We start from the raw sequence: 19,478 nt of genomic DNA on the forward strand, positions 1-19,478 counted from the left end.
GGGGATTCGGGACGGGACGGGGACGGGCCGGAGGGGAGGTCACGACGGGATGGGGACGCGGATCGGGTCGAGTCCTTCGGGGGCCTTGCCGGGGTAGGCGCCGTCCAGCATCGTGGCCACGGTGTAGAGGTGCCAGGCCTGGGTGGGTTTGCCGAGCACCGGTCCGGCGAACAGCTTGCGGACCTCGTCGGGGGAGACGATCGGGGCCAGCAGGTCGAGGCGGCCGAGGACGTGGTCGCGGAGCAGGGACGTCAGCTCCTCGCCGGGGGCGGTCCGCCAGTTCCAGCCGGCACCGGTCTTGGGCGCCGTCAGGAACTGCGGCCTGCGCTGCCAGGGGCGGTAGCGCCTGTCCACGCTGAACCGCCACGGCTTGCCCTCGATCGGGATGTGCCGGAGCGACGGCGCCAGCATGGTGATGAGCTCGTAGATGACCTCCTCCGACAGTCGCCAGGTCTGGTCGAGGCCCAGCGCCGCACCGACCACCCGGTTGTCGAGGAACGGCCAGATCGGATCGCCCCGGCGCAGGGCCCCCGCGCGGGCGCCGGCCTGCCAGCGGCCGACCTTGTAGGTGACGTACATGTGGTCGAGCGCCTCCAACCCGGGCCGCTCCCGCCAGGGCCGGGCCAGCTCGCGGGCGTGCTCGTTGGCCGCCTCGCTGAACAGCGCAGGATCCCGCAGGAACGTGGTGTCCACCCGGCGGCCCAGCGCCTTGGCCGCCAGATCGGTCTGGAGCAGGAGGAATCCTCCGGACCGCAGGATCTCGCCGCTCTGCCCGGACATGGTCGGCCGGGCGTTGTAGGGCAGGTAGCCGACGACCGACTCGTAGGCCGACGTCATGCCCTCGCAGGCCCGCAGCGTCTCGTAGGCCCGCGCGAGCGGGTGTTCGACCAGGATCGCGTCCTTCTTCTCGGCGCGCACCGGGGGGATGACCGTGTGCTCGATGCGGAGCGCGCGGGCGATCCGCCCGGCGACGACCACGTCGGGGTGGACGTCCAGGCCGTTGGTGGTCGCGCGGAGCGGGATCCTGGCCGCGTGCAGCACCGCGGCGACCAGGCGGCTGTCCCGGCCGCCGGTCAGCGCCAGGTTCACCGGCTCGCCCGTCGCGCGCAGCGGCTCAACGGTCGCCAGCAGCGCGCCGGCCAGCTCCTCGACGAGTGCCCTCTTCTGTCTGCGGGAGACCGGTGCGGGCGCGGCGGTGGGGAGCGGGGTCCGGGTGATCGTACGGCTGCCGCCCGCGACGGTGACGGCCGAGGACGGCGGCAGCGCGGTCACCCCGCGGTAGGGCGTCTCGTCGGACAGGAAGTAGCCCTGCCGGATCAGCGACTGTAACGCGAGCACGTCCCACTCGACCCGGTCTCCGCGGGCGGCGAGGTGGACCAGCAGCGCCCGGCTGCCGATCACGTGCATGTCGGGGGTCTCGGCGTAGTAGACCGGGCAGACCCGGTGGATCGCGGTGGCGGCCGACAGCTCGCGGCCGGTCGCGCGGAACACCGAGAAGCAGCCGCCGACCGCCTCGGTGCCCAGCACCGGCATGCCCGCCAGCCGGTCGACCTCACCGGGCGCGGCCAGATGGCCGTTCACCCCGGTCACCCGGTCGTGCCCGTCGTGCAGCAGGGCCGGTTGCCGGGAGTCGTCCGGCTCGTTGGTCCAGGCGAACAGGGAGACGCCGGGGCGGTGCCACTCGCGGGCCCTGATGACCTCCGGAGGGACCGGGAACGCGGCGGCGATCGCCTCTCTGACGGTGTGGAGCACCGTCTCCGGGAGCCCGGTTTCCGGGCGTTTGGCGGCCAGTCCGAGATACACACGCATGTCGAGGGATCTTATGTCGCGTTTTTTCAATACATCTGTGAGTTTGTGGGAAAGCATGGCCGTCATGAACGAACTGCTCTCACGCGCCGTCACCCGTACCGCGGCCGTCGTCCGAGAGATCCGGGAGGATCAGCTCGGCCTGCCCACTCCCTGCGCGGACTTCGACGTGCGGGGCCTGCTCGGGCACCTGTCCCGGGCGGCGGGGATGTTCGACGCGCTGGCGCGCAAGGAGGAGGTGCCGCCGGAGGACGGCGACCACACCGCCTTCGAGAGCCGCGCCGCGGCGATGGTCGCCGCCTGGTCGCGGCCGGAGGCCTTCGAGGGGATCAGCCCCACGATGGGGATGCCCATGACCACCGTGTTCCAGCTGGGCCTGGGCGACGTGGTGATCCACGGCTGGGACCTGGCCAGGGCCACCGGGCAGGACTACGGGGTGGATGAGGAGACCGGGGAGGCCGTGGCCGCCTTCATGGATCGGATGGCCCCGCAGGGCCGACGGATGGGGGCCTTCCGCGAGGCGCACGCCGTACCGGAGGACGCCTCGCCGTTCGAGCGGGCCCTCGGGCTCAGCGGGCGTGATCCGGGCTGGAAGCCCTGATCACGCGCCGAACACGGTTTGCGCTCGCTTGGGTCAAGCCCCCGGCGCACCCGGAGGGAGCGTCGTCGTAGGAGGTGACACGCATCCTACGGAGGCGACATGAATCCGCGCACGCTCGCCATTGCCCTCGCCGTGATCGCCCTGCTCCTCACCGCCGCCTGCGGCGGATCGAGCACCAGCAGCAGACCCGCCGCCGAACCGAGGAACAACCCCGGGAACGCGGTGCCGTCCCTGGCGCAGGACCAGGAGGCCGGCGCCGCCGGAGAGCGGGACACCACCGCCGACCAGATCTCCACCTTCGCTCTCGACGTGGACACCGCCTCCTACGGCTACGCCAAGAGGATCCTTCAGGAGGGAGGGCTGCCGGAGCCGGGCCGGATCCGGCCGGAGGAGTTCGTCAACTCCTTCCGGCAGGACTACAAGGAGCCGGGAGACGACGGTTTCACCGTGCACATGGACGGCGCCCGCATGCCGGAGAACGGCACCGCGCTGATCCGGGTCGGCCTGCAGACCCGCAGGGCGGACTCGCAGGCGCGGCGCCCGGCGAACCTGACCTTCGTGGTGGACGTGTCCGGCTCGATGGGTGAGCCCGGCCGGCTCGACCTGGTCCGCGAGGCGCTCCACAAGCTCGTCGACCAGCTCGGGCCGGGGGACCAGGTCTCCATCGTGGCCTTCAGCACCCAGGCCCGGCTGATCCTCTCCATGACCCCGGCCACCGGCAGGGACCAGCTGCACGCGGCCATCGACCGCCTCGGTGTGGAGGACTCGACGAACCTGGAGACGGGGCTGACCGCCGGCTACGCCGAAGCCGCCCGCGCCTTCCGCCCGGCGGCCACCAACCGGGTCATCCTGCTCTCCGACGGCCTGGCCAACACCGGTGACACGAGCTGGCAGGGCATCCTCGACCGGGTGGCGGAGTCCGCCGGCCGGCAGATCACCCTGCTGTGCGTCGGCGTGGGCCGTGACTACGGCGACCAGCTCATGGAGCAGCTCGCCGACAACGGCGACGGCGCCGCGGTCTACGTCAGCTCGGTCGACGACGCCCGCAAGGTGTTCGTCGAGCAGCTCGCCACCAACCTCGACCTCCGGGCCCGCGACGCCAAGGCGCAGGTCGTGTTCAACCCCTCGGCCGTGGAGTCCTACCACCTGATCGGCTACGAGAACCGGCAGATCGCGACCGAGGACTTCCGCGACGACACCAAGGACGGCGGCGAGATCGGCCCGGGCCACTCGGTGACGGCCCTGTACGAGGTACGGCTGCGCAGCGGGGCCTCCGGTCAGCTGGCCACGGCCACCGTGCGCTGGCAGGACCCCGACACCCGGGGCCCCGGCGAGACCAGCCGGTCCCTGGAGTCGGCCGACCTGTCGGCCTCGGTGTGGCGCGAGTCCTCGCCGAGGTTCCAGGTCGACGTGGTGGCGGCGGCCTTCGCCGAGTATCTCCGCACCCGTGAGGAGATCGCCGGGGTGGGGGCCAGGGAGCTCGCCGGACACGCCACGCGTCTGGCCGCCTCCACCGAGGACGCCGCGGTGACCGAGCTCGCCGGCCTGATCGACAGGGCCGCGTCGCTGGGCTGAGCGGGGCGCGCCGCCGGGCCGGAAGCGGACCCCGCACGAGACCGGGACCGGTCCTCCGGCCGGCCCGGTGCCGCCTGTGCCCCGTGTGCCGCTCGCGAGGCGGGGCCCGGGCTCCGTCCGTGCCGGGTCCCCGCGCGACGAGGGCGCCCCGCCTCGCGGGGGCCGCGGAAACGGTTTCTGAGTGGTGCCCGATGTCCTATACACTGGCGTGGTGCCGCTGGGGCGAGAGCCCGGTGGCGCGGACATCTGAGGGGCTATGGCGCAGCTGGTAGCGCGCCTCCATGGCATGGAGGAGGTCTGGGGTTCGAATCCCCATAGCTCCACCTCGGGGCCGTTCCTGGAATGGCCTGAAGGATGTTGACGAGATCCCGGCTGATCACCTCGATCGGCCGGGATTTCGTTGTTTTCCGGGTCAGCGGAGGCCGGCGGGGTCGACGGCGTGAGCCGCCGCGCCGATCGGGGAGGCGGCGAGGCCGCCGTCATTCGGCGGTGCCGGGCTTCTCGAGCCGGTCACCGACGGAGACGAGCAGGACGATGAGGAGGAATGCGACGAACGCGGTGGTGGTTCGCAGGAAGTGGAACGCCTCCCACCGCTGCAGGATCGTCGCGTGATCGGCCGGGGCCGAGGTGACGGCCCACTGCTTGATCTGGCCGTTGATGGGAACGTTGCCGAATCGGTCGTCGTTCGTGGGGAGTCCGTTCGGCTACCACGCTGGGAGTAGGTGCGGTTTCCCGCCTGGAGGGGGAGTGGGGGGACTGCCGTCGGAAGTCCCGGCTCGCTGTCGGCGCGGGCCGGGTCGTCGTCCGGGTGGGTCAGCCGAGCTCGTAGTCGAGGTGGAAGGAGTGGGCGCCGTCGTCGTTGACGATCTGGCCCCCGCCCCGGATGCCGGCGAGCTCACCGGTGCCGGAGTCGGGAAGGACCGTCCAGCTCAGCGATGACTCCCCGGCGTGGCTGGTGGCGGTGTGGTGGAGCACGAAGGTGCCCTTGCGCCCGTGCACGGTGCCGATGAAACGCTCGAAGCCGGCATAGGCCGCCGAGCTCTCCACCGGGGCCACCGCGGTGATGATGTCGGTGGTGCTGGTGCCCAGCAGGTCGCCGCCGAACGTCTTGGTCACGTGGACGCGGGAGAGCGCGGCGCCCTCGGCCTCGTCGTAGGGCTGTGCGTCCCAGCTGTCGATGCTGAAGGTACCGGTGGCGCGGGGCATGGTCGACTCCTCGGTGCGGCGGTTTCTGTTCCCAATCGTCGCGCCCATACCTGTCATCTTTTGACAGATGTAGCCGGGGACATGATGCGATTCCGCTCGCCGTGCGACGGGTCTGCCGGGAGGGCGATCATCGAGGTGACTGGAGCCGGCCGTGAGGGGTCCATCGGCCGGGCCGACGCGGCGCCCGGGGCCGGGGTGTTCGCCGCACGCGGCGGGCCTCGGGCGTGGGGCGGGGAGCCGTACGGAAGGGGGATCCCGTACGGCTCGCCTCGTCCGGTCAGCGCGCGGTGACCTCGGCGAAGTGGCAGGCCACCGGGTGCCCGTTGCCGCGGTCGACGAGCGGGGGCTCCTCGACGGCGCAGATGTCCTGGGCCTTCCAGCAGCGGGTGCGGAAGCGGCAGCCGCTCGGCGGGTCCAGGGGGCTCGGCACGTCTCCGGTGAGGATGACGCGCTCCCTGGCCCGCTCCTCCTTCGGGTTGGCCGTGGGGGCGGCCGACAGCAGTGCCTGGGTGTAGGGGTGGGCGGGGCGGTCGTAGAGGTCGTCCCTGGGCCCGGTCTCGATGACCTTGCCCAGATACATCACCGCGACCCGGTCGGAGATGTGGCGGACCACCGACAGGTCGTGCGCGATGAAGAGGTAGGCCAGTCCCAGCGACTCCTGCAGGTCCTCCAGCAGGTTCACCACGCCAGCCTGGACCGACACGTCCAGCGCGGACACCGGCTCGTCGAGCACCAGCAGCTTCGGCTCCAGGGCCAGCGCCCTGGCGATGCCGACCCGCTGGCGCTGGCCGCCGGAGAACTCGTGCGGGTAGCGGTTGCCGTGCTCGGGGCTCAGGCCGACCAGCCGCAGCAGCTCGGCCACCCGGTCCGGGCCGCCGTCCTTCCAGCGCTCGTGGACCTTCAGCGGCTCGGCGATGATGTCGTTGACCGGCATCTTCGGGTTGAGCGACGCGTAGGGGTCCTGGAAGACGATCTGCATGTCGCGCCGTACGGGCTGCAGTTGCTTGGACGACAGCGTCGTCAGCTCCTTGCCCCGGAAGCGGACCGAGCCCGAGGTGGGCCTGTGCAGTTGCAGGATCGCCCGGCCGGTCGTCGACTTGCCGCAGCCGGACTCGCCCACCACGCCGAGGGTCTCGCCCTCGTCCACGTGCATGGACACCCCGCTGACGGCCTGGACCTGGGCCACCACCCGGCGCAGGAAGCCGCCGCCCCTGACCGGGAAGTTCATCACCAGGTCGTTGACCTCGAGCAGGTGGTCGCCGCCGGCCGGCTCCCGCTCCGGAGCAGGCGTCTCCTCGGTCTTCACGCTCATGCCTTGGTCTCGCTCTCGGTGCGGAAGAACACGGTCGGGTCCTCGACCGCCGCCAGCCGGTCCCAGTGGTGGCAGGCCGCGAAGTGGCCGCCGCTGTCGGTCTCGGCCAGCTCCGGCTCGGCCGTCCTGCACGTGTCGTCGGCGAGCGGGCAGCGCGGCGAGAAGGGACAGCCGGCCGGCATGTTGATCAGTGACGGGGGAGTGCCCTTGATCGGGCGGAGCCGGTCGCCGGAGTTCTCCAGGGACGGGATCGACCCCAGCAGGCCCGCCGTGTACGGCATGCGGGGCTCCTCGAACACCGGGTCGGTGTCGCCGACCTCGACCGGACGGCCGGCGTACATCACCAGCACCCGGTGGGCCATGCCCGCGATGACGCCCAGGTCGTGCGTGATGAGCACGATCGCGGCGTTGACCGCGTCCTTGACCTCCAGGAGCTTCTCCAGGATCTGCGCCTGGACGGTCACGTCGAGGGCCGTGGTCGGCTCGTCGGCGATGATGATGTCGGGGTTGTTGATGACCGCCATGGCGATCATCGCGCGCTGGCGCATGCCGCCGGAGAACTCGTGCGGGTAGCTGCGCAACCGCGCCTCGGCCTGCGGGATGCCGACGAGGTCGAGCATCTCCCTGGCGCGGGCCAGCGCGCTCTTGCGCGGCATCAGCTCGTGCGCCAGCACCGCCTCGGCGAGCTGGTCGCCGACGGTGTGCACCGGGTTCAGCGCGGTCATCGGGTCCTGGAAGACCATCGCGATCTTGCGGCCGCGCAGGCTCCGCTGTTTGCGGGCCGGCATCTTCAGCATGTCGTCGCCGCGGAAGAGGATCTGCCCCTTGACCCGGGCGCTCTTGGGCAGCAGGCCCATGACGGCCAGCGAGGAGACCGACTTGCCGGAGCCGGACTCGCCGACGATGCCCAGCACCTCGCGCTCGCGCAGGCTGTAGGAGACGCCCCGGACGGCGCGGACGACGCCGTCGTCGGTGGGGAACTCCACCGTCAGGTTGTCGACCTTGAGGATCTCCTCCTCCGACGGAGGCCGTACGGCGTCCAGGGTCAGGCCGACGTGCACCTCCCCGGAGGCGTCGAGCACGTTGGGGGCGATGTCGTAGGTGTGCACATCGCCCTTTCGGGGCTCGATCGGCACATTAGGAGTCGTCATTAGGCACGCACCCGGGTCTGTCGGGGGTCGAAGGCGTCACGCAGGCCGTCGCCGATGAAGTTGATCGACAGCGCGATCATGATGATGAACATGCCCGGCCACCAGAACAGCCACGGGCGGACCACCATCGCACTGCGGTAACGGCTGATGAGCTGACCCAGTGAGGTGTCCGGGGCCTGGATGCCCAGGCCGAGGAAGGACAGCGCGGACTCCAGCAGCACCGCGCTGGCGATGCCCAGGGTGGCGCTGACGATGATCACGCCGACGGTGTTCGGCAGGATGTGGCGGAAGATGATCCGGCTCGGCCGGGTGCCGATCGCGCGGGCGGCCTCCACGAACTCCTTCTCCCGCAGGGAGAGGAACTCGCCGCGGACCAGGCGGCCCAGTGTCGGCCAGGTCACCAGGCCCAGGAAGACGCCGAGGACCAGGGCGCCGCTGTCGCCCATCATCCGGCCGACGACGGCGGCGATGACGAGGACCGGGATGGTGATCATCACGTCGGTGAGGCGCATCAGCACAGCCTCGAGCCGGCCGCGGAAGTAGCCGGCCAGCGCGCCGACGACGGCGCCGGTGAGGGTCGCGACGATGCCGACGACGAACGCGATGATGATCGACTGCTGGGCGCCGCGCATGGTCAGCGCGAAGTAGTCGATGCCGATGTCGTCCTGGCCGAACGGGTGCTCGCCGAGGTGGATGCCGGTACCGCCGAGGAACTCGGGGATCAGGCTGAGGGTCGGCCTGCCCTGGTTGGTCAGGGGACCGGTGTCGAGGTAGGTCTTGTCCCACCAGCCGGGGATGCCGGCGAAGCCGATGGAGCTGAACGCCAGGACGATGACGAAGCCGAATATGATCATTCCGGCCAGTGCGGCGCGGTGCCGGAAGAAGCGGCGGCGGACCATCTGGCCCTGGGTCCGGGCGACGATCGCCATGCCCTGCGAATCGGATGGGGTGCCAGGTTCCGTTGCCTGCGCATTGAGCGTCATGGGTGGTTCTCCGATTTCAGGACAGCCGGATGCGCGGGTCGAGGTAGGCGTAGAGGATGTCGGCGATCATGTTGAAGACGACGATCGCGGTCCCGGTGACGATGAAGAACGCCATGACCGGGGCCGGGTCCACCTCTCGCAGGCCCTTGATGAACAGGTTGCCCATGCCCTGCCAGCCGAAGACGTTCTCGGTGACCACCGCGCCGCCGATGACGCCGGCGAAGTCGAAGGCCATCAGGGTGGTGACCGGGATGAGCCCGTTGCGGAAGGCGTGCTTGACCACGACGGTCCGCTCCGGCAGGCCCTTGGCGCGGGCCGTGCGGACGTAGTCCTGGTTCATGACCTCCAGCATGCTCGCCCGGCTGTAGCGCGTGTAGGTCGCCAGTGAGACCAGGATGAGTGCCATGCTCGGCAGCAGCAGGTGACCGGCCGAGTCCAGGTTCAGCTGCCAGAAGTCGCCGGCGAAGTTGGGGGTCCGCGCGCCGATCGTCGAGATCGGCCGACCGCGCACCACCTTGCTGTAGGCGGCGAACGCCTGGAGCATGTGGTCCAGGAAGATCACAGCGCCGGTGAACAGGCCGGTCAGCACGGAGGTCGTGATCGCCTGGCGGCGCTGGAACCCGCCCAGGCCGTAGCCCAGACCCACGCAGACCGCGACCGTCACCAGGGCGAGACCGATGATCTCCAGCCAGGTGGGGTCGACCAGCACGGGGGCGAGCACCTGGGAGGCGACCACCCCGATCAGGGCGGCGGCGAGGGCGGCGTACAGCGGCCCGCGCTGGCGCAGCCCGGCGGACAGGACGGTGAAGCCCACCGCGGCGGCGAGGGAGATGGCCAGGACGAGCGGGAGGCCGAACCCGGGGTCGGCGAACCAGCGGGTCACCGACAGCAGGGTGAAGAGCGCGCCGCTGATCGCGGCGCCGACGAGGAAGGCGAGGAGCCGCCGCTTGCGGTCGCCCACGGTGAGGGCGCCGAATATCAGGCCGCCGAGCAGTGTCAGGACGCCGATGACGGTCGGCGGGATGCCGGGGTCCTTCAGCCAGTTGTTGAACTCGATGGCCATGTACTGCTTGAGCATCACCGCGATCCAGAAGATCGGCAGGGAGAAGCAGACGAAGGCGGCGAAGGTCACGCTGTAGTCGAAACCGCTGTACTGGCGGAGGGCGGAGACGATGCCGACGACGATGCCGACGACGACCGCGAGCACGGTGGCGGCGAGCACCAGTTGGAGCGTGGCGGACAGGGCGTGGCCGAGAAGGGGGGCGACGTCCTGGCCGTCGCGGTTGACGCCGAGCTCACCCCGGACGATGCGGCCGAGCCAGCCCAGGTAGCGGACCGGGATGGGGACGTCGAGCTCCATCCGTTCGGTGCGGTCGGCGATCTTGTTGGCCTTGTTGGGGCTGTTGTCCTGGCGGAGGTCTTCCAACGGGTCGCCCGAGAGCGCCGTCAGCACGAAGATGATGAAAGTGGCCGCCAGGAGGACGAAGAACGAGATGACCAGTCTCCGCGCGATGAAGACGATCATTCCCTCACCTCCTGCTCATTCGAAGGACTATATGTGCGGGTCAGGGCCGGAACCGGAGGTTGGTGATTCTCCGGTTCCGGCCCTGGGTGGTTGGTGTTCCATCAACCGCACGCGACGGTCAGGGAACAGGCCCTAGAACGAGGGGGTTACGACAGGCTCCACTTGTCCATGTTCCAGGTGATGGTCGACTGCGCGGGGTTCGGGATGACGTTCTTGACCGTCTCGTCCCACGCGCTGAGGCCCGGGTGCTGGAACAGCGGGATCGTGGCCAGGTCGGCCCAGAGGTTCTTCTCGATCTCGGCGATGAGCGGGTCCTGCGCGGCCAGGTCCACGGTCGAGTTCAGCTTCTTGATGAGCTCGTCGACCTTCTTGCTGGAGTAGCAGCCGTTGTTGTTGCCCTTGTTCTCGCCGTCGCACTTCTTCGGCGTGGTGAAGGTGGAGGCCCAGCCGCTGACCAGGGAGGAGCCCGACCAGGCGTACAGCGCCACGTCGTAGCCGTTGGCGGGCATCACGGTGCCGAAGAAGTCCTCGGAGCCCTTGTCGACGACCTTGAAACCGGCCTTGTTGCAGGAGTCGATGATGAGCTGGACGGCAGCGGTACGGCGCGGGTTCGGGGTCTGGTAGCCGATCTTGACTTCCAGGCCGGTCTTGCCCGCCTTCTCCAGGAGAGCCTTGGCGCCCTCGATGTCCTGCTGGGCGTAGACGCCGGCGCCGCCGCTGGCCGCGACGACCGCGGCGCTGTTGTTCTGGAACGGAGCGACGTTGCGGACTTCCAGAGGCTTGGACTCCGGCGCGACGGGCTTGATCAGGTTGTCGACGATGAGCTGCCGGGGCACGCACTTGGCGAAGGCCTCACGCAGCGCCTTGTCCTTGAACGGGCTGGAGTCGAAGTTGAAGTCCAGGTGCTCGTAGGTGTAGGCGTCGCCGAGGTTGACCTGGACGCCCTCCAGAGCCTTGAGCTGGTTGAGCACGTCGGGGCCGGGCTGCGGCTCGACGATCTGGACCTCGCGGTTCTGCAGGGCCTGGGCCTGCTCGTCGAGAGCGATGAAACGCTCCACGATGGTCGGAGTGGCCGCCGGGGTCCCCCACCACTTGTCGTTGGCGACGAAGGTCAGCGACTGGCCGGCGTCCATCTTGGACATCTTGTACGGGCCGGAGGAGGGGATGAGCTCGGCCGCGGGCAGCGAGCCCTCGGAGACCCAGCCGTCGTTGAAGAACTTGATGGCCTTCTCGAGCTTCTTGGCGTCGGTGGCCTTGACCGCGGCGATGAACTCGTCCTCGGACAGGCCCGCCTGCTTCTCGACCACGTGGGCCGGCATGATCTCGGCCGCGCCGGGGCCGTTGGCCACCCAGTCGGCGAAGGGCTTGTCGTAGACGAGGGAGAACTTCTTGCCGCCCTTGTCGCAGTCGAGCACCTTGGTGTCCTGGACGCCGTCGGTGCCGGAGGCGGAGAAGCCCTTGATCTTGCCGGACTTGTAAGCCCACCAGAGCAGGGCGTCGTCGCAGTCGATCGGCGTGCCGTCCGACCAGACGGCCTTGTCGCTGATCGTGTACTCGACGGTCAGCGGGTCGTCGGCGGTCTTCTCGTAGGTGCCGAAGTCCTTGTCGGGCGTGATGGCGCCCTTTTCGCCGTAGAACCAGAAGCCCGTCAGCACGCGCTGGAGGGGGCCGTTGTTACGGGTGGCGTTCTCCGCGGCGGTGTTGCCGTTGTAGGAGTGGAACTCCTGCTCGTAGGCGTACGTGATGCTCTGTGCAGCCGGAGCCGAGGCTGACGCCGAGCCCGACGCGGCCGGCTTGTCCGCCCCCGTGTCGTTACCCGCGCAGGCGGTCAGCAGGAGCGCACCTCCTGCCACAGCAGCTAGAAACTTGCCAGATGTCCGCGATTGGAACACGCCAGCACTCCTTTAATTGTCCGGTCTGAGGTCAGCCGCCAGCATTGTCGAACAAAGCTGAGCACCGGGACTCCACCTCGGACAAGTAGGACGACTTGGGTGTTGCAGACCTGAGACCGGCACCGCCCCAAGCTGTAACAAAGTCGGGCGGGAAGCGCGAAACTCCTCAATCGGTGAGGATCAGGAAAAACGTAACGTTTGACCGAATAGTCCCAGTATGTGAGATGACGGAGAGTGACGATCGGGGGAGTCCTCGGAAGACTCTCGGGGGACCGTCGGAAGATTCTCAGATGTTCGAGGCGGCGGCGAGCTGTCCGGAAACTCCGGCGAGGATCGCGGTTTTGCTCACGTACGGTGATCAAGGAGTAGGGTTTCCGGCTCTCCGGAACCCGTGGACCGGCGTGTCCGCAGCGGCGGCGCGGGTTCTGTGGCGGCGGTCTCCGCTCCGGCCCGTGTCGGAGTTCCTTTTTTCGGAAGGGATTTCCTCGCTTATATCAGATCGATGAAGCATCTCATGTGCGGAATTGCTATCCCAGACCGTGTTCCCGGGGCCACTTTCCGTAGCCGGTCTGCGATTGGGGTGCCGGGAGATCGGAAAGCGGCGCCTGCCGCGGGCGGAAAGATCCCCGCCCGCCGTCCGGCCCGCCCCTCCCGGCCCGGCCGTACCGGCGGTGCCGTCGGCTTGGCCCGATATTTTCGGACATTGACACTCGGGCCACTCGTCGGGCGTGCCGCCGGTCTCCATGATTGGCCGCATGACAACGACTCTTCAGACGCGTAAGCGCGGGCTGCATCGCGCCTGGATCGTGGCGGGAGTCGCGTTCGTGGCCATTCTCGGCGCGGCAGGGTTCCGCGCCACGCCCGGCGTGCTGATCACCCCCCTCCAGGAGGAGTTCGGCTGGTCCCGGGGCACCATCTCGCTGGCCGTCTCGGTCAACCTCATGCTCTACGGCCTGACCGCCCCGTTCGCCGCCGCCCTCATGAACCGCTTCGGCATGCGCCGGGTGGTGTCGGGCGCGCTGCTGCTCGTCGCAGCCGGCAGTGGGCTCACCATCCTGATGAACGCCCCCTGGCAGCTCGTCCTGTGCTGGGGCGTCCTGGTCGGCCTCGGCACCGGATCGATGGCCCTGGTCTTCGCCGCCACCCTCACCGAACGCTGGTTCGTCCGCCACCGCGGCCTCGTCACCGGGATCCTCACCGCGGGCGGCGCCACCGGGCAGCTCATCTTCCTGCCCGTCCTCGCCCACCTCGCCGTCGCGCAGGGCTGGCGCACGGCCGCCGTCACGGTCACCGCCGCCGCCCTCGTCGTCGTGCCGCTGGTCTGGTTCCTGCTGCGCGACCGTCCGGAGGAGGTGGGCACCACCGCCCTGGGAGCCGAGCCCGGCACGGTCACGGCCGCCCCGCCCGCCGGGGCCGGCGGGGCCGGCAGGGCCGCCGCGCACGCGCTCGGTGTGCTGCGGAGCGCCGCGCGGACCCGGCCCTTCTGGCTGCTCGCCGGCGGGTTCGCGATCTGCGGTATGAGCACCAACGGCCTGGTCGGCACCCATTTCATCCCCGCCGCCCACGACCACGGCATGGCCGAGCCGACCGCCGCGGGGCTCCTCGCGCTGGTCGGGATCTTCGACGTCGCCGGGACCATCGCGTCCGGCTGGCTGAGCGACAAGGTCGATTCGCGGGTCCTGCTCGGCGCCTACTACGGGCTGCGCGGGCTGTCGCTGATGATGCTGCCCAGCCTGTTCGGGGCGACCGCCGAGCCGAGCATGCTCGTCTTCATCATCTTCTACGGCCTCGACTGGGTGGCCACCGTCCCGCCCACCGTGGCCCTGTGCCGGCAGATCTACGGCTCCGAAGGCGCGGTGGTGTTCGGCTGGGTCTTCGCCTCCCACCAGGTCGGCGCGGCCGTCGCCGCGGTGGGCGCGGGGCTCACCCGCGACCACTTCGGCGCCTACGACCTCGCCTGGTACGCGGCCGGGTTCCTCTGCCTGATCGCCGCCCTGATGTCGGTCGTCATCGCCAAGAGGGCATCCTTGAACGCGTGAATGAGCGAAGCGGATCAGTCGGCGGGCACGGCATCGGATCGGTCACGCGGCGGGCGGAGGCCGCATGACCGGTCAGAAGGTGCTCCCGCTGGTGGTCAGGATCGAGCGGGCGGACCCGCCGGAGCGCACCGACGCCCTGGAGGCGGCCGCGCTGGCCGTGCTGACGCTGCTCAACGACCCCCGCGCCCTCGGCGACGGCGAATGGGCCGAGGCGGTCCGGTCCTGGGAGGACATCGGGATCAGGAAGGTCGTCCGGCGGGCGCGCGGGGCCGAGTGGCGCCGGGTGCTCGACCTGCCCGGCATCACGGTGACCTGCGGCACCGCCGAGGTGCGGGTCCACCCGCCGGTGCCGCTCGACGACTGGCCCAAGGACCTGTCCAGGCTCCAGGTCTCCGGCACCGACCTGACCGACTCGGCCCCGCCGGGACCGGCGCGGGAGGTGACGCTCTGGATCAACCCTGAGCTGGAGATGTCGGCGGGCAAGGCGATGGCCCAGGCCGGGCACGCGGCTCAGCTCGCCTGGTGGGGCAGTGACGAGCGGGCCCGGCAGGCGTGGCGGGACCGGGGGCTGGCGGCCGCCGTACGGACGGCCGACCCCGCCGGATGGGCCGCGCTGACCGGCTCGGGCCTGCCGGTGGTCCGGGACGCGGGGTTCACCGAGATCGAACCGGGCTCGTGCACGGTCGTCGCGGACGCCCCGTGGCTGCGTCACGGAGGCTTCCGGCCCGCCGGCTCCGGGCCGCTCAGGTCATCTTGACGACGCCGGCCGGGGAGAAGGCGCGCTGGTCGTCGTAGCGGTCGTCGGCAAGGCGCGCTGGTCGTCGTAGCGGCCGTCGCGGAGGGCCGGATGCTCGACGGTGGCGGTCTCGTCCCCCGCCACCCGGAGTCCGGGGGCCGTCGGGACGGACGGCGGGCAGATCGGTGCGGGTCCCGGTCTCACGTGAGGTGCGGTGGAAGCGGAGCTCTGCCCGGTGCTTCACGGGCACCGCCGGATCGTTCCACGGGCACCGCCGAAGCATCGCAGGCGGGCCTTTTGCCGACAGGGAGCCGGCAGGGAGGAGATACTCGTCACACGGGAGGCGGTCGTTACACGGAGGAAGGTACTCGTTCCCGAAGTGTGATGGGTATCGTGCACGAGAAAACCGGATTTGTCGTACGCTCCCGATCGTGCTCGATGGGTTGGATGGGACTCCGGGGACCCGGGGGACGGGTTCTGCGCCGACGTATGTGACCGCAGAGGCGGCCACGTCCGAGCTGCCGAGGGTCGCCCTTGACGACCCGCCGAAGCCGCCGCTGAGCCCGCCGAGGCCACCGGTCAAGAAGTCGCGCATCGGCGACCTGCCGATGCGTGTCATCTACCGGATTCTCGCCGTGGTCACCGCGGTGGTCGTGGCCGCCGTCGCGGCCGTGGCCGGGTTCGTGTACTCCGGCTCCTCAGATCAGCCGGGCGGGGAAGCGTCGGGGCCGATCGCCGCGCCATCTGCCGCGACGCCCCCGCCCGGTGTCAGCTCGCCGCCGGCTCCCTCCCCTCTGTCGTCGGCCTCTTCTTCGCTGCCGGCCTCCCCGTCGGCGCCCTCGCCGACCGCGAGCGCGGCCGGCGCTCAGGGACGGAGCGCGGCGGTGGTGGCGGCCCTGGCCGACCCCCGCGTCCCCGGCCTGCCGCGCGACAAGCGGCTCGGCCGGTTGCCGGGCAAGGAGTACAAGGCCAAGCGCCGTCTGCAGGACGCCAGGTCGGGTGTGTCGCTGGCCCGGCTCGGCAAGCCGTGGAAGCCCCACGGCGCCGCGCCGTTCTCCACCAAGCAGGTGCTGCCGAAGGTGAAGGGCGTGCCGACCCGGGCGATGCTCGTCAGCTGCCCCGTGCCGATCAAGGTGCAGGAGAGCCCGAAGGACACCGCGCTGCTGGCCGCCCGCTGGACCCTCAACCACCACCCCGAGGACGCCAGGATCAGATGGACCGCCTCCCAGCCGGTCAAGGACGGCTGGGTGCTCGCCTACCAGGTGAAGTACAAGGTCAAGGGCAAGCCCCGCTACTCCATGGCCGCCGTCGCCGTGACGGAGGTGCCCGGCGCCAAGCCCGCCATGGTCTTCGTGACGATCCCCGACGCCCAGCGCAAGCGCTGGCGCGACATCAACACCGCGATCTCCTCGATCAGGTTGAAGTAGCCACTTACTGGGCAGGAATCGCCTTATTCATCTGGCCTAATGAAAATCGGGGGATTTCATGGCCGACCTCTCCGTCGTCGCCTGCGATGCCCTCGCCGCCGCCGAACAGGTGAGAGACCGACCCTTCGAGCCCCGGAGCCGGCGGCCGGACCGCCGCGTGGCCGCGGCCGGACGCGGGCGAGGCGGCACGATCGGACCCCGCCGGGCGTCCAGCGCCGCGGACGCGGGCGCCACGGGCCGGGCGGACGTCTGAGGACGCCGCTACCAGGATGATCCCCCCGAGGGGGCGGCCTGGGCAGTGGAGGGGGAGTCGTGGAGCGACCGGCGTCTCAGGAACGCAAGGGACCCAACGCCGAAGGGCCTGACAGGGACGACGAGCCCAAGCCGTGGCGGTCCGAAGGGCTGCCCTCCGGACCGCCGGCCCCGCAGCGCCCGAAGATCAACTGGCGGCGCTTCCTGATCACGCTCCTGGCGGTGTACGCGGGCTTCTTCCTCATCTCGTCCTTCTTCGACACCGGCGGGACCGAGACGGTCTCCTACACCCAGTTCACCCGGCAGGTGCAGGCCAAGAACGTCAAGGACATCTACGCCAAGGGCTACTCCGTCCAGGGCGATCTGAAGAACGCGGCCAAGGACCCCGACAGCGGTGACCGCAGCTATACCAAGTTCTCCACCGAGATCCCGGTCTTCGCCGACAAGGACCAGCTCTACCAGCAGCTCACCTCGGCGGGCGTGGAGATCAAAGCCGAGCCGGTCAGCGCCGACCGCGGCTTCTTCGTCAACCTGCTGCTGTCGCTGCTGCCCGTGCTGCTGCTGGCCGGCCTGTGGATCTGGTTCATCCGCCGGTCGGCGGGCAACATGATGGGCGGCGGAGGCATGGGAGGGCTGGGCGGCCTGGGCAGGTCCAAGGCGGCCACGCCGGTGGAGGCGGGCAAGGTCCGGGTCGACTTCGACGACGTCGCGGGCATCGACGAGGTGGAGAACGAGCTCGCCGAGGTCGTCGACTACCTCAAGGAGCCTGACAAATACCGCCGGCTGGGCGCCAAGCTCCCCAAGGGCGTGCTGCTCACCGGCCCGCCCGGGACGGGCAAGACCCTGCTCGCCCGGGCCGTCGCCGGCGAGGCCGACGTGCCCTTCTTCTCGGCGGGCGCGTCGGAGTTCATCGAGATGATCGTGGGCGTCGGCGCCTCCCGGGTGCGTGAGCTGTTCGAGGAGGCCCGCAAGGTGGCCCCGTCGATCATCTTCATCGACGAGATCGACGCGATCGGCCGCGCCCGCGGCGGCAGCACCGTCGGCGGCCACGACGAGCGCGAGCAGACCCTCAACCAGATCCTCACCGAGATGGACGGCTTCACCGGCTCCGAGGGCGTCATCGTGATCGCGGCCACCAACCGGCCGGAGATCCTCGACCCGGCGCTGCTGAGGCCCGGCCGCTTCGACCGGACCGTCATGGTGTCCGCGCCGGACGCCGACGGGCGGCTGGCGATCCTCAAGGTGCACACCCGAGGCGTGCCGCTCGCCGACGACGTGAACCTGGCGCAGCTCGCCAAGTCCACCCCCGGAATGACCGGCGCCGACCTGGCCAACCTGGTCAACGAGGCCGCGCTGCTCGCCGCCAAACGCGGGAACGCGAAGGTGCGGGCGCGCGACCTCACCGACGCCCTGGAGAAGATCCTGCTCGGTACGGCCCGCGCGGTCGTCATCCCGCAGGAGGAGCGCAGGCGCACCGCCTACCACGAGGCGGGTCACGCGCTGCTCGGCATGCTCCAGCCCGGTGCGGACCCGGTCAGGAAGATCTCCATCATCCCGCGTGGCCGGGCGCTCGGTGTCACGCTCTCCACGCCCGACACCGACCGCTACGCGTACGACGAGAAGTACCTGCGCGACCGGATCGTGGGAGCCCTCGGCGGCATGGCCGCCGAGCAGGTCGTCTACGGTGTGATCACCACCGGCGCGGAGAACGACCTGGAGCAGGTCACCCTGATCGCCCGGGGCATGGTCGGCCGCTGGGGGATGTCCTCCAGGATCGGCCCGCTGACCATCCTGCCGAGTTCCGCCGACGGCCAGCTCACCGCCGCCCCTGCCACCCTCGCCGCCGTGGACGAGGAGACCCGGCGCATCGTGGACGAGTGCTACGAGGTGGCCCTGCGCGTCCTGACGGAGAACCGCGACCGCCTGGACGCCATCGTCGCCGCCCTGCTGGAGCACGAGACCCTCGGCGAGGCCGAGGCCTACGCCGCCGCCGGACTGCCCCGTGGCGGGCACGTGGACGCGCCCGTCTCCACACGGGAGGAAGAGGGGCCCGTCTCCACATGGGAGGAAGAGGGAGTACGGCGGGAGCGCGGCGGACCGCGCTAGGCTCGATCGACGTGACCCAGATCGTTCTCGCCTCCGCCTCGCCCGCCCGCTTCGCCCTGCTCCGCAGCGCCGGACTCGATCCCAAGGTGATCGTCAGCGGAGTGGACGAGGACGCCGTCATCGCCGACACCCCGAGCGACCTCTGCCTCGCGCTGGCACGCGCGAAGGCGGCGGTCGTCGCACGGGACCTGACCAGCGGCCTGGTCATCGGCTGCGACTCCGTGCTGGAGCTCGACGGCCGGGCCTACGGCAAGCCTTCCTCGGCCGAGGAGGCCGTCTCCCGCTGGCAGGGCATGCGCGGCAGGGAAGGCCGCCTGCTCACCGGTCACTGTGTGATCGACGCCGCCGACGGCCGGGAGGCGGCCGAGGTGGGTGCCACGGTCGTGCGGTTCGGCACCCCCACCGACGCCGAGATCGCCGCCTACGTCGCCACCGGTGAGCCCCTCCGCGTCGCGGGCGCCTTCACCCTCGACGGTCCCGGCGGATGGTTCGTCGACGGCATCGACGGCGACCACGGCAACGTCCTGGGCATCTCCCTGCCCCTCCTGCGCCGCCTCTTCGCCACCCTCGGCGTCTCCGTGCCCACCCTCTGGCAGAGCGCCTGACCCGCCCTGCCCGCCTTTTCCCGTTCGGGCCCTTCCACGGGGCCCGTGCGGGCATTCAGGGATCCGTACGGCGGTTGCCGTCCGGCATGGGCCCGGCTCGCCACCCTGTCGCTTGCCCGGCACGGGCACCGGTACGGCACCGGCACCGGCACGGGCACCGGCACGGGCACCGGTACGGCACCGGTACGGCACCGGTACGGCGAGGCGCGGGGTGGAGCGGAGCGGTGTTCCCGGCGCCGTCGCGCGGTGATCCACTGATGCC

General features: G+C 70.5%; 15 protein-coding genes and 1 tRNA gene. 9 read left to right on the plus strand and 7 right to left on the minus strand.

Annotated features, from left to right (window positions below; genetic code table 11):
* Nucleotides 1-39: 39 nt before the first annotated feature.
* Entirely contained in the window at nt 40-1,809 is a 1,770-nt protein-coding gene (locus BM085_RS27080; RefSeq protein WP_093889718.1) for an asparagine synthase-related protein, read from the minus strand.
* Between the two features lie 37 nt (nt 1,810-1,846).
* On the opposite strand from BM085_RS27080, the gene BM085_RS27085 reads away from it, so the two are divergent.
* The 3 genes from BM085_RS27085 to BM085_RS27095 all read left to right on the plus strand — a co-directional run bounded on the left by BM085_RS27085 (nt 1,847) and on the right by BM085_RS27095 (nt 4,305).
* The gene (locus BM085_RS27085) at nt 1,847-2,407 is read left to right on the plus strand and encodes a TIGR03086 family metal-binding protein (protein ID WP_218158841.1); all 561 of its coding nucleotides are present in this window, start codon (nt 1,847-1,849) and stop codon (nt 2,405-2,407) included.
* 99 nt (nt 2,408-2,506) lie between these two features.
* Nucleotides 2,507-3,982: a vWA domain-containing protein gene (locus tag BM085_RS27090; RefSeq protein ID WP_093889719.1), complete on the plus strand. Its 1,476-nt coding sequence runs from the start codon at nt 2,507-2,509 to the stop codon at nt 3,980-3,982.
* A gap of 250 nt (nt 3,983-4,232) precedes the next feature.
* Nucleotides 4,233-4,305 (plus strand) — tRNA-Ala (locus tag BM085_RS27095).
* Nucleotides 4,306-4,795: 490 nt separating this feature from the next.
* On the opposite strand, the gene BM085_RS27105 is transcribed toward BM085_RS27095, so the two are convergent.
* The 6 genes from BM085_RS27105 to BM085_RS27130 all read right to left on the minus strand — a co-directional run bounded on the left by BM085_RS27105 (nt 4,796) and on the right by BM085_RS27130 (nt 12,012).
* A complete protein-coding gene (locus BM085_RS27105; RefSeq protein ID WP_093889720.1) occupies nt 4,796-5,188 on the minus strand; it encodes a DUF3224 domain-containing protein in 393 nt (130 codons plus the stop codon).
* Between the two features lie 277 nt (nt 5,189-5,465).
* A complete protein-coding gene (locus tag BM085_RS27110; protein WP_093889721.1) occupies nt 5,466-6,500 on the minus strand; it encodes an ABC transporter ATP-binding protein in 1,035 nt (344 codons plus the stop codon).
* Nucleotides 6,497-7,651, minus strand: a complete 1,155-nt coding sequence (locus tag BM085_RS27115; RefSeq protein WP_093889722.1) for an ABC transporter ATP-binding protein — start codon at nt 7,649-7,651, stop codon at nt 6,497-6,499. The genes BM085_RS27110 and BM085_RS27115 overlap by 4 nt, the downstream gene beginning before the upstream one ends.
* The gene (locus tag BM085_RS27120; RefSeq protein ID WP_245789724.1) at nt 7,651-8,580 is read right to left on the minus strand and encodes an ABC transporter permease; all 930 of its coding nucleotides are present in this window, start codon (nt 8,578-8,580) and stop codon (nt 7,651-7,653) included. The genes BM085_RS27115 and BM085_RS27120 overlap by 1 nt, the downstream gene beginning before the upstream one ends.
* Before the next feature lie 70 nt (nt 8,581-8,650).
* Nucleotides 8,651-10,159: an ABC transporter permease gene (locus BM085_RS27125; RefSeq protein ID WP_093889724.1), complete on the minus strand. Its 1,509-nt coding sequence runs from the start codon at nt 10,157-10,159 to the stop codon at nt 8,651-8,653.
* 146 nt (nt 10,160-10,305) lie between these two features.
* Nucleotides 10,306-12,012 carry an ABC transporter family substrate-binding protein gene (locus BM085_RS27130; protein ID WP_245789726.1) on the minus strand — a complete coding sequence of 569 codons (1,707 nt, stop codon included), beginning with the start codon at nt 12,010-12,012 and terminating at the stop codon, nt 10,306-10,308.
* Between the two features lie 794 nt (nt 12,013-12,806).
* Here BM085_RS27130 and BM085_RS27135 point away from each other — a divergent pair.
* The 6 genes from BM085_RS27135 (at nt 12,807) to BM085_RS43450 (ending at nt 19,474) form a co-directional block, all read left to right on the plus strand.
* Nucleotides 12,807-14,090, plus strand: coding sequence for an MFS transporter (locus BM085_RS27135; RefSeq protein ID WP_245789728.1), 1,284 nt, complete (start codon nt 12,807-12,809; stop codon nt 14,088-14,090).
* A 64-nt stretch (nt 14,091-14,154) separates the two neighbouring features.
* Nucleotides 14,155-14,847, plus strand: coding sequence for a peptidyl-tRNA hydrolase (locus BM085_RS27140; protein WP_093889726.1), 693 nt, complete (start codon nt 14,155-14,157; stop codon nt 14,845-14,847).
* A gap of 470 nt (nt 14,848-15,317) precedes the next feature.
* On the plus strand, nt 15,318-16,253 hold the full coding sequence (locus BM085_RS27145) for a hypothetical protein (RefSeq protein ID WP_093889727.1): 936 nt from the start codon (nt 15,318-15,320) through the stop codon (nt 16,251-16,253).
* 312 nt (nt 16,254-16,565) lie between these two features.
* Nucleotides 16,566-18,611, plus strand: coding sequence for an ATP-dependent zinc metalloprotease FtsH (ftsH, locus tag BM085_RS27155; protein WP_093889729.1), 2,046 nt, complete (start codon nt 16,566-16,568; stop codon nt 18,609-18,611).
* Between the two features lie 11 nt (nt 18,612-18,622).
* A complete protein-coding gene (locus BM085_RS27160) occupies nt 18,623-19,216 on the plus strand; it encodes a Maf family protein (RefSeq protein WP_093889730.1) in 594 nt (197 codons plus the stop codon).
* Nucleotides 19,217-19,261: 45 nt separating this feature from the next.
* Nucleotides 19,262-19,474 carry a hypothetical protein gene (locus BM085_RS43450; RefSeq protein ID WP_143121089.1) on the plus strand — a complete coding sequence of 71 codons (213 nt, stop codon included), beginning with the start codon at nt 19,262-19,264 and terminating at the stop codon, nt 19,472-19,474.
* The last annotated feature ends 4 nt before the right edge of the window (nt 19,475-19,478 follow it).

Source organism: Streptosporangium canum, from assembly GCF_900113865.1.
Classification (GTDB): domain Bacteria; phylum Actinomycetota; class Actinomycetes; order Streptosporangiales; family Streptosporangiaceae; genus Streptosporangium; species Streptosporangium canum.

What these genes read in the sequence shown, in the direction of transcription:
- BM085_RS27105 (WP_093889720.1), bottom strand. Translation starts at nt 5,188, where the DNA reads ATGCCCCGCGCCACCGGTACCTTCAGCATCGACAGCTGGGACGCACAG.
- BM085_RS27110 (WP_093889721.1), bottom strand. Translation starts at nt 6,500, where the DNA reads ATGAGCGTGAAGACCGAGGAGACGCCTGCTCCGGAGCGGGAGCCGGCC.
- BM085_RS27090 (WP_093889719.1), top strand. Translation starts at nt 2,507, where the DNA reads ATGAATCCGCGCACGCTCGCCATTGCCCTCGCCGTGATCGCCCTGCTC.
- BM085_RS27120 (WP_245789724.1), bottom strand. Translation starts at nt 8,580, where the DNA reads ATGGCGATCGTCGCCCGGACCCAGGGCCAGATGGTCCGCCGCCGCTTC.
- BM085_RS27135 (WP_245789728.1), top strand. Translation starts at nt 12,807, where the DNA reads ATGACAACGACTCTTCAGACGCGTAAGCGCGGGCTGCATCGCGCCTGG.
- BM085_RS27140 (WP_093889726.1), top strand. Translation starts at nt 14,155, where the DNA reads ATGACCGGTCAGAAGGTGCTCCCGCTGGTGGTCAGGATCGAGCGGGCG.
- BM085_RS27125 (WP_093889724.1), bottom strand. Translation starts at nt 10,159, where the DNA reads ATGATCGTCTTCATCGCGCGGAGACTGGTCATCTCGTTCTTCGTCCTC.
- BM085_RS27080 (WP_093889718.1), bottom strand. Translation starts at nt 1,809, where the DNA reads ATGCGTGTGTATCTCGGACTGGCCGCCAAACGCCCGGAAACCGGGCTC.
- BM085_RS27115 (WP_093889722.1), bottom strand. Translation starts at nt 7,651, where the DNA reads ATGACGACTCCTAATGTGCCGATCGAGCCCCGAAAGGGCGATGTGCAC.